Annotated in this window: 14 protein-coding genes; 1 reads left to right on the top strand and 13 read right to left on the bottom strand. The window is 37.9% G+C overall.

The window, feature by feature from the left end:
- Nucleotides 1-148: 148 nt before the first annotated feature.
- The 7 genes from CJ483_RS00930 to CJ483_RS24805 form a co-directional block, all read right to left on the bottom strand.
- Nucleotides 149-622: a flavin reductase family protein gene (locus CJ483_RS00930; protein WP_120031087.1), complete on the bottom strand. Its 474-nt coding sequence runs from the start codon at nt 620-622 to the stop codon at nt 149-151.
- A gap of 129 nt (nt 623-751) precedes the next feature.
- Nucleotides 752-1,096, bottom strand: coding sequence for a cupin domain-containing protein (locus CJ483_RS00925; RefSeq protein ID WP_120031085.1), 345 nt, complete (start codon nt 1,094-1,096; stop codon nt 752-754).
- A gap of 482 nt (nt 1,097-1,578) precedes the next feature.
- Entirely contained in the window at nt 1,579-1,965 is a 387-nt protein-coding gene (locus CJ483_RS25435) for an amidohydrolase family protein (protein WP_342753526.1), read from the bottom strand.
- Nucleotides 1,941-3,227 (bottom strand): amidohydrolase, encoded by a 1,287-nt coding sequence (locus CJ483_RS00920; protein ID WP_342753525.1) that lies wholly within the window; start codon nt 3,225-3,227, stop codon nt 1,941-1,943. Before CJ483_RS00920 ends, CJ483_RS25435 begins: the two co-directional genes overlap by 25 nt.
- 30 nt (nt 3,228-3,257) lie before the next feature.
- Nucleotides 3,258-4,004: an APC family permease gene (locus tag CJ483_RS24815; RefSeq protein WP_259455759.1), complete on the bottom strand. Its 747-nt coding sequence runs from the start codon at nt 4,002-4,004 to the stop codon at nt 3,258-3,260.
- A 49-nt stretch (nt 4,005-4,053) separates the two neighbouring features.
- Nucleotides 4,054-4,410, bottom strand: a complete 357-nt coding sequence (locus CJ483_RS24810; protein WP_259455525.1) for an amino acid permease — start codon at nt 4,408-4,410, stop codon at nt 4,054-4,056.
- A gap of 11 nt (nt 4,411-4,421) precedes the next feature.
- Nucleotides 4,422-4,598, bottom strand: a complete 177-nt coding sequence (locus CJ483_RS24805; RefSeq protein ID WP_259455524.1) for a hypothetical protein — start codon at nt 4,596-4,598, stop codon at nt 4,422-4,424.
- Nucleotides 4,599-4,802: 204 nt separating this feature from the next.
- Here CJ483_RS24805 and CJ483_RS00910 point away from each other — a divergent pair, with 204 nt between their 5' ends.
- The gene (locus CJ483_RS00910) at nt 4,803-6,044 is read left to right on the top strand and encodes a MerR family transcriptional regulator (RefSeq protein WP_120031083.1); all 1,242 of its coding nucleotides are present in this window, start codon (nt 4,803-4,805) and stop codon (nt 6,042-6,044) included.
- Between the two features lie 182 nt (nt 6,045-6,226).
- On the opposite strand, the gene CJ483_RS00905 is transcribed toward CJ483_RS00910, so the two are convergent.
- From CJ483_RS00905 to CJ483_RS00880, 6 genes are all read right to left on the bottom strand, one after another.
- Nucleotides 6,227-8,107 carry an amidohydrolase gene (locus CJ483_RS00905; protein WP_182916921.1) on the bottom strand — a complete coding sequence of 627 codons (1,881 nt, stop codon included), beginning with the start codon at nt 8,105-8,107 and terminating at the stop codon, nt 6,227-6,229.
- 383 nt (nt 8,108-8,490) lie between these two features.
- On the bottom strand, nt 8,491-9,816 hold the full coding sequence (locus CJ483_RS00900; RefSeq protein ID WP_120031081.1) for an MFS transporter: 1,326 nt from the start codon (nt 9,814-9,816) through the stop codon (nt 8,491-8,493).
- Nucleotides 9,817-9,902: 86 nt separating this feature from the next.
- Nucleotides 9,903-10,763 carry an FAD synthetase family protein gene (locus CJ483_RS00895; protein WP_120031080.1) on the bottom strand — a complete coding sequence of 287 codons (861 nt, stop codon included), beginning with the start codon at nt 10,761-10,763 and terminating at the stop codon, nt 9,903-9,905.
- Between the two features lie 352 nt (nt 10,764-11,115).
- Nucleotides 11,116-11,832 (bottom strand): cupin domain-containing protein, encoded by a 717-nt coding sequence (locus CJ483_RS24275; protein WP_182916920.1) that lies wholly within the window; start codon nt 11,830-11,832, stop codon nt 11,116-11,118.
- A gap of 1 nt (nt 11,833) precedes the next feature.
- Nucleotides 11,834-12,511, bottom strand: coding sequence for a DUF2848 family protein (locus CJ483_RS00885; protein ID WP_259455523.1), 678 nt, complete (start codon nt 12,509-12,511; stop codon nt 11,834-11,836).
- Nucleotides 12,508-13,299, bottom strand: a complete 792-nt coding sequence (locus CJ483_RS00880; RefSeq protein WP_120037721.1) for a carbon-nitrogen family hydrolase — start codon at nt 13,297-13,299, stop codon at nt 12,508-12,510. The genes CJ483_RS00885 and CJ483_RS00880 overlap by 4 nt, the downstream gene beginning before the upstream one ends.
- Nucleotides 13,300-13,321: the final 22 nt, after the last annotated feature.

Genomic DNA, 13,321 nt, shown 5'->3' with positions numbered 1-13,321 from the left:
CAGTAGAGCTGCATTGATGCATAAATTGTTTTGATTATCATCTTAAGTCGAAAAAAATATATAGTTCTATGTTTTTACACTATCACTCTTTCTAGCACACCATTTAATTATCTGCCTTAAATAATAGTCTTATCTTGTTCATTATTACTCATAAGCTAATTAGCTGATTAACTTCACTATATTTCCCTTCATAAAAGGCTAGTGGTGCCCCTTCGCTAGTGACAATATCAGTTACTTCTCCAATGAAAAGTGTATGATCCCCTGCTATTTGTTTACTATGGACCTTACATACAATGTTTGCTAAAGCATTTTTTATTACTGGTAGTTCATTTACCCAATCAAATTCAATTTCACGTTCTTCTTTCGTTTGACCTGCAAAATGCATGGATAGCTCTTTTTGATCATCAGACAATATATTAACAGCAAATTTTCCAGACTCGTTAATTTTATCTAGCATTTTAGCTTTTTCACCTATTGATATTAAGACCAATTTTGGATTAAGGGAAACTGACATAAATGCATTTGCCGTCATACCGTGTGCTTCACCTTCTAAAAGTGTTGTAATGACTGTTACTCCTGTAGCAAATTTTCCCATCGCATTTCTAAAAGTTCTATCATCCATCAGTTGATTGCCTCCTTAAAATTTAAATGATATTGAGATGATTTCATAGAAGTTACCTGATTTAAAAATGTAACTATCAATCTTTTCATATTACCTACCTGTCCATTTGAAGAGATAATGTAGTCGGCTTTATGTAGTGTAATAACGGACTTCAAAAATCTTGCATCCCTTTGGCGATTTCCAAGGACCATGTTTCATGCCCGGGGGACGGGTAGCAACCATTCCTTCTGTAAATTCTTCGTTTAATTGCAAATCAATAATTGAACCCTCGATGATGATCAGCTCTTCCCAAAAGTCATGAATTTGCACTCCATTTGGTGATGTATCTGTGTTAGGCTCAAATTGTAAAATACGAGTTGCCACTCTACTCTCCGGATCTTCAGCAATCACTCTTTGAGATAATCCTTTAACATTTTCGAAATGTTCTACTTCGAATTTTGTATAACTAGTAAATTCAAGTTCTTGTTTTGGCAATGTTTATTCCTCCTTACCATCTATTTAAATTTGCATTTACTAAGAAAGCATGACTTTCTATTAGACTTTAGGTTATATAATTCTGCTCACAGAGATTCTTCAAATATAAATTGACTGGCAGAGATGCTATTTTTGTGTGCCCCCCTTATATGCTTTTTAACTTCAATTCAGCTTTATGTATACATTGTACATAACACTGAATTCATAAGTCAATAAATTGTTAGAATTTTTTTAAAATATACCTCTGCAGTTTGGCAGCTTGTGCATTCTTTCCCTTTACCGTTACAATTCCATCACTTGAGTTCTTGTTCACAGCAATCACTTCTCTATTTAAAAAGATAGAATCTGCATTTCTAAAGATCTATCCGTTTTAGTTTGTTCATGAGGCTTATTTTCAGCTTTTGTTCTTTCTCTAAAATAAAGGACAGGCTTTTTTTGAAATACAAGAAACTATCAGCTTAATAGCGATGTGGCGCTCTTTATTATTCCTTAATTGCATAGTTTGTTGCGACATTTGCTTGTTGTTCAAGATCAGTGAAGACGATTTCACCGTCCATGATGGTCATTTTCACTTTTGTTTCAGGTATTTTCTCAAGCGGAACAGCAAAGAGGTCATGGTCGAGAACAACGATATCAGCAAGCTTGTCTGGCTCCAATGTGCCTAGCTCCTTCTCCCGATGTACGCTGTAAGCTGCCCCTTTTGTATAAGCCCGGAGTGCCTCCGCAATCCCGACCCGTTCTTGCTCATTCCATGTGTCTTTCCCAGTGTAATCGACTCTGGTGACGGCATGAAAAATTTGTAGAATAGGGCTCAACGGTGCGATCGGAAAATCTGTTCCGAAAGCTAGGGCTGCGCCTGCATCTTGCAATGACTTACAAGTATAGAGATACGGGAATTTTCCTCCTTCACACGGGATGTAACACTGGCTCTCGGCATCAAAGCAAGATGAGAAGGCTGTATGGATGCAATGACACCCAGCTCTTTAAAACGTGAAAGGTCATTCGGATTAATGACTTCGACATGTTCTAAAGCATGGCGGGAATCCCGCTGTCCATTTATTTTTTGTGCCTCTTCAAACGCATCTAATCCTAGCTGAACCGCTCCATCCCCAATCGCATGAAAGCGAATTTGAAAACCCTCTCGGTCCGCTTCTACTACCCAGGACTTGATCATTTCCGGCGAAAAAGCGACATGCCCTTTTGTTTCTGGTTTATCAAGATAGGGATCAAGCATATAAGCGGTATAACCGGTAATAACACCATCAATATATTGTTTTAGTCCCGCTAATCTTAATTTGTCTGAATTAAATCTCTCCCGTAATTGTTTTACCCTATTTAAATCTCCGTTCAAAGCAGGGTAAAGATGGATACGGGTCGTTAGACGGCCAGCTTCGTCAAATTCCTTAAAGGTATCAAAACTTTCCAGCTTTTCAAGAGCACGCTGGGCGTACAAATCGTTTACGGAAGTGATTCCTTCTCTTTTAGCCTGCTGAAGAAATCCATTCAACAGCTCATATTGTCTTTCTTTAGAAAAAGCAAGGGCAATATCCGCCACCAAAGAAACGGCTGTTTCAATTAACATACCTGAAGGTTCTCCCTGTTCGTCCTTCAAAATAGTTCCAAAGGTAGGATTCTCTGTTTGGCTGGTTATTCTGGCAATTTCCAAAGCTTTGCTGTTTACCCAGGCATAGTGTCCTTCGGCATGAAAAAGCAGAACCGGACGATCAGGAATAACCTCATCTAGAGAGAAGCGGCTAGGAAACTCTTTCTTCTCCCAATTTCCGCTATCCCATCCATTACCGATAATCCAATCGTCATTTGGTCTCTTATCCGCAAATTCCTTCACCATCTTTGCTGCTTCTTCTTCAGAGGCCGCTTCCGCTAAATCAACACTAAAATTGCTAAAAAGGCTGCCAAGCATTACATGCAGATGAGCATCATGGAACCCTGGGAGAATCAGTTGGTTATGGAAGTCATATTGCTTTGTTTCTTTCCCCGCATAAGACTTACTTTCTTCAATGGAACATACAGCGATAATTTGATTTCCTTGAATGACGATTGCTGCCTCTTCCGGGTGATCAGCAAGGCCGGTAAATACTTTATTTCCTGTTAGGATCAAATCTGCATTCATTTCATATCTTTCCTTTCTTTATATAGAAGATTAGAGATTTTCTACAGAATCCATTTGGATTTCTGGAGGTCTTTGTTTAAACGCTTTCGTTATCACCATTAAATAAACCAATCCAATACAAAACCACACGATGCCCAATGTCAGAGAATAGGAAGCAAGATTACAAAGAAGCCAAACATCCGAAACCATTCCAACAATCGGGAACAGCAGGTATTGAATTATTCCAGTAATGGAACGTTCCTTTCGTCGCAAATAAAAGTGAGCGATCACGGATAGATTAACGCAAGTGAAAGCGAGAAGAGCACCAAAGTTGATCAGCGAAGTAGCGGTTGCCATATTAATAAATAAGGAAGCCAAACTAATCGCACTAACAATTAACAGATTGTTAAAGGGTGTTTTATATTTTGGATGAATAAAGCCGAAAATTCTTTTTGGTAATACCCCATCCCGGCCCATTGAATAAAGCAAACGTCCCACACTTGCCTGAGAAACCATTGCTGATCCGAAACAGCCAATAGAAATCATTACGATAAACAACGAGGCCAAAAGGCTCCCGCCCACAGACTGAATGATCACGTATGATGCGGAATCGGGATCACTAAACGAGGCATAATTCGGATAGACAATCTGCGCTAAGTATGCAACTAGCGTAAAGATAGCTCCGCCTGAAAAAGTAATAATCAGAATGGCCTTGGGCAGAACTTTTGTGGGGTTCTTAACTTCTTCCGCGAATGTAGTAATTGAATCAAATCCTAAAAAGAGAAACATAGAATCGATGCACCCGCTATGACCGCAGAAAATCCTGCTTCAGGCTGATAAAATGGTGTCAATGTAAACAAGGAGAAAGCGCCTTCATTTGTAACCATATATTTGATAGAAAAAAGCAAAATAAAATAATAAATAAAGCAGAAAAAGCATTGATAAGAAAATTGACTTTGGTGGCTAGTTTGACTCCTCTCACATTCACAAATGTAACTAGGATAATCATCCCCAAAATCCAAATAAACTTAGGAACACCTGGTATAGCGGCATGCAAAAATGTACCAAAAATCAAATAATTGACCATCGGAAGAAGTAAATAGTCAACCAGAATACTCCATCCTACCAAAAAACCAGCAAACGGAGAGATGGATTTCTGCACATACGTATAAGCAGAACCAGCTACTGGATAAGCGGAGGCCATTTTGCCATAACTTAATGCTGTAAAAACATTGCAACCAATGCTAAAATGTAAGCAGAAGGAACCATACCGTGGGTTAGTTTTGCTGCTATTCCATATGTGCTAAATACCGTTCCAAGCGCCATAAAGGATATTCCAAACATAATAAGTGGTAACAACGTAAGTGAGCGTTCCATGTGTGTGTTTTCCAAATTAAAATCCCTTCCTTGTAATAAGTTTTGCTAATGTTAAATTAAGATAATAGTTAAAATCTTTATCCTCCTTTATTGAGCGAATTGGCTGAAATTTTAAACATCTCGAATAAATACTAAAAGATTGTCTATGGTGGAGGTCAATCTGTATTTTTAAATAAATTTACGAAAAGCATGGAGTATACTCCAGGAAAGAAGTGAAAGATGAGAATTAGTTCATTTGCTAAAAAATTCAATGTATCTATTGATACGATTCGCTACTATATGAATCTTGGATTGCTTATACCTGTAAAAACAGGGACATATTATGATTTTGATCAAACATGTGAAGACGATATGAAAATCATTACTGAATTAAAATCGTTTGAATTTACATTAAATGAAATCAGGGAAATCATTGATTTAAAAAGGATTACATTGCTGCGTGACCATGAAGATTTGGCTCTCTACATGCAAATGCTTGAACGAAAAAAAGAAGAAATTTCCTTTGAAATTTCTAAACTTTACTCGACGATACAAGAAATTGATCAGAAAATTGATGCCGTTCGCCAAAAGGAAACCAGCAAACCAGGAACGGGTTTTTCTTTGTCGTTTATCCCTTTTCTGCGTTGCCCTGTTTGTTCCGGTCCTTTTCAATTTCAAAACGCACTGATTGATAATGATTCGATTATCGATGCTTCTATTCATTGTACATGCGGCTATCATGCAGAAGTTCATAAAAGCATATTGTATGCTCCTGACCTCGATGACTCCACTCAAAATAGCGCATACTTGTATGAGCAAAAAACGGTAAAAGAAATAAGCCCTGAACTCGTCAAAGTGATTGAAAAATGCAGTCTCTTCACTTATCAAAAACTGAAAAATGTCGATTTAGAAAATAAAGTTGTTATGGAACCTTGCATTGATACCTTTGTATTTCTGCCGAAGTATTTACATCTGTTACCGGAGAATGCCTATTACATCTTTTGCGGCAGTAAACAAGAAATGGTCGAGAAGCTGAAGGCGAAAATTGACTCAATCAATCCAGCTTTGAAAGTCCTTTATATTGTCAACTCGTCTCTTCATTTGCCATTGGCAAATAAGAGCGTTGACTATCTTATTGATAGCATTTCCTTCAACGACTATGCACTATTTAATCATGTTTTTCCTCTTGCAAAGCTCACAAAGCTTTGTAAAGAAGATGCCACAATTATTGGATGCCTCGCTTATTATAAACAAGGCGCAAAATCTATACGTAAAATGAAGGAACTCTATCCGAGTGCCTATCTTAAAAACTTTGAAAAGGATTTTATCAAAGTTAATATCAGTAACTATCAATTTCAGCTAACAGAGACTCTTTTAATCGGCGAGGTAAAAAAGCCGGGGATCTATATTGAGCATCATGTTGAGGAAGAAAGTATGATTTTCGAAGGGTACATCGCTAAAGAGGAGAACCACAGAGAATAAGAAATGGAATAACTTTTTGCTTAATCTCCTCATTTCTAATCAAAGCTCAATGTTTACAATTTCAGTTGCGAGGCAATAGCGATATGAAGTGATTGTAGACGTCTCTTTACAAGCACAAAAAACGGGGTCCCTAATCAAATGGGACCCACCAAACTACCTGATTCACTATCAATTTGGTAACTCTAGTCTTTCTTGCAATCTTTTTGCCACTTCTTAATCAAAGAATCTGTATGAGTTTTAAGTGTGTTATACGCATTCTCAGATATCCACTTATTTTTTTTATGCTTGTCAAGCAACTCGTTAAACTTTTGCATGTGCTTGACCACTCTTTCTGCTGCTTCTCGTTTTTCCAAACGTACCGCTTGATCCAAATGGGCCTGCAAGGACCGGGCAGCACCATGATTGGAAATTTCCCCATCCTTTTTGAATTGTTCAACAAGAGTTTTTATATAGGGTGCGTTAATAAGCGTAGGATGACGGAATACTTCTTTCCCTTCGAACAAAGTCAGCAAAACTTTCGCTTCGCCAATTGTCGTTACAGGAATCTCAAAGAGATTTTTGTCCAAAACAACCAAGTCCGCTTTTTTCCCCACCTCTATAGAGCCTCTTTCATCTTCTTGGAAAATCAAATGGGCTCCGTTAATTGTATAGCTTGTAATCATCTCCTCGAGAGTAGCTTTTTCCTTAGGCCATGCTACTTTATTTAGATCGGCTTCAGTGGTTGTGTCCGGATCCAATCTTGTTATCCCTACTTCTAATCCCGTTAAAGGATACATATCTCTTTTAAAAGTATCTGTTGAAGGAAAATCACTCGATGAAGCAACGGGTATTCCGGCTTCAAAATAGCTATTCAATCGATTAAGGTTCTTCAGCTGCTCGCCACTCACACCCTGATACCAGCCTTTACCAAACCATGCAGGCTGAGGAGCAGGTATGACTCCCAAATTCTTAAACCGGGTAACATCATCTTCTTTAACCCAGTCTATATGGGTAATCACATGACGGGAATCTCTTTTGCCGTTTGCTTCAGCCGCGTATTCAAAAGCACTTAAAGCATTATGAGATGGGTAAAATCCCTGATCGCCAATCGCATGGATATAGACGCGAAAACCTTCTTTATCCAAAGCAGCCACGGTCTCCTCTAAAACATCTTGATCCCAAACCAGTTTGTGTTCACCGACACCGTCAGCAAATATTTTAATGGTATCTACCCTGTACGATTTTCCTTGATATTTGTCGCGTAATTCTTTTAATTTTCCAATCTGTTCCGTTCCTTTGTTTTCATCAGCCCATAAACCTAAATCGTATCTTACAGTCAATTTTCTCTCATTATCCAGATCTTCAAATGCTTTAAGCAGATTTTCGGTTGGATAGTGAATCGGTACAAATGTCGAAGTGATTCCATCTTCAGCAGCTATTTTTTGCCAAGTTAGGATCGTCTCTTTATATTGCTGTACTGTAAAATCTGGTTGAGGAAGAGCGTTAATCACAAGGTTTTGGGCGGAAAATTCATGCAAAATCCCTGTAGGCTCTCCTGTTTTAGGATCACGTTCAATCGTTCCTCCCTGCGGATCAGGGGTATTTTCGTCTATCCCTGCCATCTCTAGTGCCTTTGAGTTGACCAATATACTATGGTGACTATTTGCAATGAAGACAGCAGGTATATCAGGGACAACTTGATCAAGCAATTCTTTAGGAGTGACCCCTCTGGATTCACTATCGCGTTTAATTTCATCCCAGCCTACACCGCGTAATTGTTTAATATTGAGATGTCCCTTTAAATAATCCTTGATAGCCTGTTGACGTTCTTCTACAGTGGTATAAGGATTAAGACTCAGCCAAAAAAGACTTTCCGCCATAAGATACGCATGGTTATGGCTATCAATAAATCCAGGCATAAGCATTTTTCCCTTTAAGTTCATCACTTTGGTGTTGTCGCCTTTGAAAGCTGCAACCCCCTTGTTATCACCAACATAGAGAATCTTGTCATCCTTAATCGCAACTGCTTCCGCCCAACTTCGATCTTTATCAACGGTGTACACATCCCCATTTTTAAAAATCAAATCAGCCGCTTGATTCGATTTTTTCTTCGCTAATGTATCCCCTGTAAATGCCAAATTAAAAAAGATAACTATTAATAGAAGGAACAAATATTTTTTTATCATAATCAAAACCTTTCAATTGATTTTAAATTTTTTACTGTTTCCTCTTAGAAATGCAATCTATTTTGTTTCTAGCTACTTACAATGGACATTCATGATCTTTTTCTTCATCATCATTCACATTCTAGTTATAGCTTGTTCCTAAACTTCTGCGATTGAAAATGGAACACTTAATTTTATGAATTATTTCCATAAAAATGCTTTGAAAGCTTCTTCGCTTAATGTATGCGCATACATTATTCCTAATATTCAGATATATAAAGGTGTACTTCTTTCAATTTATATTATTTAGCGACTGTATCTTTCTGAGATAATGAATGATCTACATGAGCATTCACCACTTGGGTTCCGCGTAAGAATGTAACAGAGATAAAAGAAACGACTGAAAGGATAGCAATAAAAATAGCGAGAGGAATCCAGGAATTATGATAAGCACTTAACAAAACAGTCGCAATCATTGGAGCAGTTCCTCCAAATAACGCAGAGCCTGCTTGATAGCCAAGTGTTATTCCCGTGTATCCAACATTCGTACTAAACATTTCAGTGAACATGGTTCCAATGATACTTGCAATGGCAGACCACAAAATTCCTAAACCAATAATTGAAACGGCATATGCCCAAAAGATTGATTCTGATGATAATAAATAATAGTATGGAAAAGAAAATAGAGCAATCCCGGCTGCCCCCATCATAAAAATGCGTTTACGGCCGAATAGGTCAGATAATTTCCCCATGACTGGAATGGATAATGTTGTAACAACTGTGGCGATAGTGATGATATTTAATGCTGTAGTCCTTGAGAAGCCGATGTGATCTGTAGCATAAGAGATAAAAAATGTCGTAAAAATATAGAATGGACCCACTTCCACACATTTTGCTCCTAATGAGATTAAGACAGCTTTCCAATGATATCGCAGTGTCTCAAAAAGAGGGATTTTTACAACATTACCTTTTTGTTTTTCTTCACTAAATGCTGATGTTTCTTCAATTCCACGGCGTATCCAGAGACCAGTAATGAGTAAAACCGCACTTAGTAAAAAAGGAAGCCTCCAACCCCATGATAGAAACTGTTCTTCTGGAAGTAAACTCACTAATGACACAGCAGTGGTTCCGAGTAACATACCAAGAGGGATTCCCATTGCGGGGAAGCTTCCATAAAAGCCACGCTTTTCTTTCGGTGCATTTTCAACTGCTAGGAGAACAGCTCCTCCCCATTCTCCACCAACAGCAACCCCCTGAAGCAGCCGTAAAGATACAAGCAAAATGGGTGCTAAAATTCCGATGGCATGATAAGTTGGCAGCAATCCAATACATACCGTTGAAACTCCCATTAAAAGAAGTGAGATGACAAGGGTATTTTTTCTACCGAATTTATCGCCCATATGACTAAAAACGAGACCGCCAAGGGGGCGGATAAAAAATGTAACTCCAAAAGAAGCATAAGCAAGTAATAAACTGACAAATGGGTCATGAGTAGGAAAAAACAGTTTATTAAACACGAGTGCTGCTACAGTACCATAAAGAAAGAAATCGTAAAATTCGATTGTACTACCCACCAAACTAGCAAATAATACTTTTCGGGAACTTGCCGTTGATTTTCCATTTCCCATTATTACATTCCCCCAACTATTTGATTTTTTATGGTGTAATACATACCTAATGGTCTGTTTAACCAACGTCATAAAAATTCTTTAGTTCAAATAGAGATCATATCCATACAAGCGACTCTGTTGAAAAATTTCACTGTAATTTCTTTTTGATTCCCTGCTTTCAGCCACTCTAGTTTACTACTGCTCAGTTCATATCTGTTTTCATGAGCACTATCATGTCTAAAAAAACCTTGAATGGTTCTACATCCATTTGTTAGTTCGACTTTATATAAACCTCGTTTGGGTAAAACATACTTCCCTTGAATATGAAACTCACTATTATTCAGCTTCTTTCTTGTACACAAATCCGTTGGAAAATGAGCAATTCCATTAATTTCATAATGTTTCCCCAAGTAATACGGTACGAGGTGAACCTTTCCATCACTTATTAGTTCTCTTATTAACGTTGAACTTATTTTGTTGTCATTCGTTGTCCTTTTTGGAATTACAGTAACTTCAAAGGGATTATTCATGCTGGCATTTCGCAAATAATCTACATTGCCCTGAGCTTTATAACCAAAAGTGAAGTCAAAACCTGCGACAATATGCCTGGCGTTGAGATCTAGAACATATCGATTAATAAATTCACTTGCAGGAAGGGAAGCAAAGGGTCGGGTAAATTTTATTACAAAAATTCTTTCTACACCGAGAGTAGATATTTTTTCAAGTTTGGAAGACAGCGGAGTTAAATATCTTCTATCCGTTTCACATTTGATAATCTCGGATGGATGCGGATCAAAGGTCATAACAGTAAATTTAAGATTTTTCTTTCTGGCGATGTTCTTTGCTTGCTGAAGTAAATATTGGTGACCTAAATGAACACCATCAAAAAACCCTAAAGCCATGACATGAGGTTCTTGAATACCAAGCGGTTTATCCAGCGAATGTGTTAAATGTAGAATTTCCAATATGCCTCACCTTCCTTACAACATAATTGAGGTAGTTTGATACTTTTGCTGCTCATCTTCTATTCATCAATTTTTTTTATAAGTTAATTGCATTTTTTTCCAGGTGTTTTACTTTCCATTGATTAGAAAAACCAATGTATACTCAGACCAACTGAAAACTATTCACAAGAAGAATGTTTATCCTTACGAATACTGAACTCTGTATACATAAGGATATAATAAAAAGCAGTTTCTGATTAATGAGAAGGGTCGAAAGGCTTCTCGTTCTTTATATCACGAGAAGCCTTTTGTAATGATGGATTCACCGCGTTCATCGATGAATGTGATGAATCCAGTCCAAAAGTTTACCTGTTTATTGGTCTTTAGAGTAATAACGAACTTCGAAAATCTTACAGCCATCTGGAGATTTCCATGGGCCATGCTCCATTCCAGGCGGACGGCACGCCACCATTCCTGCTGTAAACTCTTCATTTAAACGTAAATCAATTAACGATCCTTCAATAATATATAACTCTTCCCAAAAATCATGAATTTGTACTCCATTAGGAGAGGTATCTGTCCCTGGAGCATTATGAAGAATTCTTGTAGCCACTCCAGTAGCAGGGTCAGAAGCAATGATTCTTTCAGAAAGGCTCCCGACTTTGCTAAAAGGCTTCGCTTCGAAAGTGTGGTAATCAACAAATTCATGTTCTTCTTTTTTCTGATCTGCATAATAGCGAACTTCGAAAATTTTGCAGCCATTTGGTGATTTCCATGGTCCATGCTCCATTCCAGGCGGACGACATGCCACCATTCCTGCTGTAAATTCTTCATTTAGACGCAAATCAATTAGCGATCCTTCAATGATGTATAATTCTTCCCAGAAATCATGGATTTGTACTCCATCTGGAGATGTATCCGTCCCTGCTCCTAACTCAAGAATACGAGTGGCTACATCAGTACCCGGAATCTGGGCGATAATCCGTTGGGATGCACCTTCTACAGTTTTAGAAGGAATAGCCTCAAACGTTTTATAATCCACAAATTCAAGCTCTGGTTTTCTAACAATCTCTATTTCCGATTTTCCCATGTCATACTACCTCCGCATCTGTCAAAATATGAACCTGATAATTTAATTGGATTTTGCTGTCTGTTAAGCGATCGTATAATTCTGCTGAAAATGCTTCTCCGTAAATAAACTCACCACTTTTAATCGGAAGGGTTCCACAAAATACGACCATATTCTCACCGCTATATCCACGTTCCTCAATAATTTCAAGCAATTCTTTAGGATTCAAGAACTCTCCAAGTTTTCCTGCTTGGTACTCTTTTTTAACCCCATCAACAACCATCCAACTTCTCATTTCAATGTCATCCCATCGATCTTCTACATCATCTAAAGACCAAAATTGTGTTGAAATAGGTTTGCTGCACACTTGTTTGGATTTTTGAATGGATACTGTTTCAAGCTCACGGTCCGTGTGATCGCTTCCAAGTCCTAAATACCATTTCCCTTTCACACTCATAATGATCGCTTCTGCTTCTCCACTGCTACTTTCTTGGATAACCGAAATAGACGGACTTGTTGTAATAAGATTTGTTGAAAGATCGTAAATCATCGGAATTTGCGGAGGAGCTGGAACGCCGATCTCTTTCAATTCATCAATATGTTTTTTTACAGATTCTTGATCTTTTCCTGTATAACCCGCAATAAGTAATCGTTTAGGATCTGCCTCAATGGTTCTTCCATCAACATTAATAGTTATCAAATCAATTCCTCCTGTCTATCCAAGACCCGATGCTTCAAGTTAGGAAACACATCACGAATATAAGCAATCTGAGATGGGTCAATTTCTGTTTTTACAATAGTTTCGTCGTCTCCTCCAGCAGCCACAACAATTCCCCATGGATCAACCACTTGACTGTGCCCTCCTAAAAGGACGCCATCAGTAGTCCCAACGCAATTACTGGAGATCAAGAAACACTGGTTTTCTAATGCTCGAGCAGAATTAAATATTTTCCAATGTTCCAATCTTCCATGTGGCCATGCAGAAGTAACAAGAAGCAATTCTGCCCCTAAATCTACTTGTGCACGATACAATTCAGGAAATCGTAAATCATAGCAAGTTGATAAACCTACTTTCCCAAATTCAGTATCTACTACAGTTGTTTCATTGCCTCTTGTCAGTATTTGCCCCTCTTTTGAACCATAACGAAATAGATGCATTTTTCGATAAGTTCCTATTAATGCTCCATCAGGAGAAAATAGAACACTAGTGTTGTAGTATTTTCCATTATTTTTTTCTATGAAGCTACCTGCAAATATATAGGACTGAATTTCTTTCGCCTTTGAGGAGAACCGTTGGACGAAATTCCCGTTTAACTCTTCTGCTTCTTCAATATAACGATCAAATGAAAAGTACCCTGTTGCCCACGTTTCAGGTAAAACGATTAGATCTTGTCCCTTTAGTTCATCAATCATTGATTCTACACGATCTATACGAGCACTTTTAGATTCACTGTCTTTGATCTCTAATTGTATTGATGCAATTTTCACTTTTTTCAACATCCTTTTATCT

Source organism: Bacillus sp. PK3_68 (assembly GCF_003600835.1).
In the GTDB taxonomy this organism is placed as follows: Bacteria; Bacillota; Bacilli; order Bacillales; family Domibacillaceae; genus Pseudobacillus.
The sequence above is the reverse complement of the archived record's forward strand: the minus strand, read 5'-3'. Positions and strand labels throughout refer to the sequence as shown.

Excerpts from the sequence above, each read along its gene's own strand:
- CJ483_RS00930 (WP_120031087.1), bottom strand. The coding sequence starts at position 622 with ATGGATGATAGAACTTTTAGAAATGCGATGGGAAAATTTGCTACAGGA.
- CJ483_RS00920 (WP_342753525.1), bottom strand. The coding sequence starts at position 3,227 with ATGAATGCAGATTTGATCCTAACAGGAAATAAAGTATTTACCGGCCTT.
- CJ483_RS24810 (WP_259455525.1), bottom strand. The coding sequence starts at position 4,410 with ATGGCCTCCGCTTATCCAGTAGCTGGTTCTGCTTATACGTATGTGCAG.
- CJ483_RS00910 (WP_120031083.1), top strand. The coding sequence starts at position 4,803 with ATGAGAATTAGTTCATTTGCTAAAAAATTCAATGTATCTATTGATACG.
- CJ483_RS00900 (WP_120031081.1), bottom strand. The coding sequence starts at position 9,816 with ATGGGAAATGGAAAATCAACGGCAAGTTCCCGAAAAGTATTATTTGCT.
- CJ483_RS24275 (WP_182916920.1), bottom strand. The coding sequence starts at position 11,832 with ATGGGAAAATCGGAAATAGAGATTGTTAGAAAACCAGAGCTTGAATTT.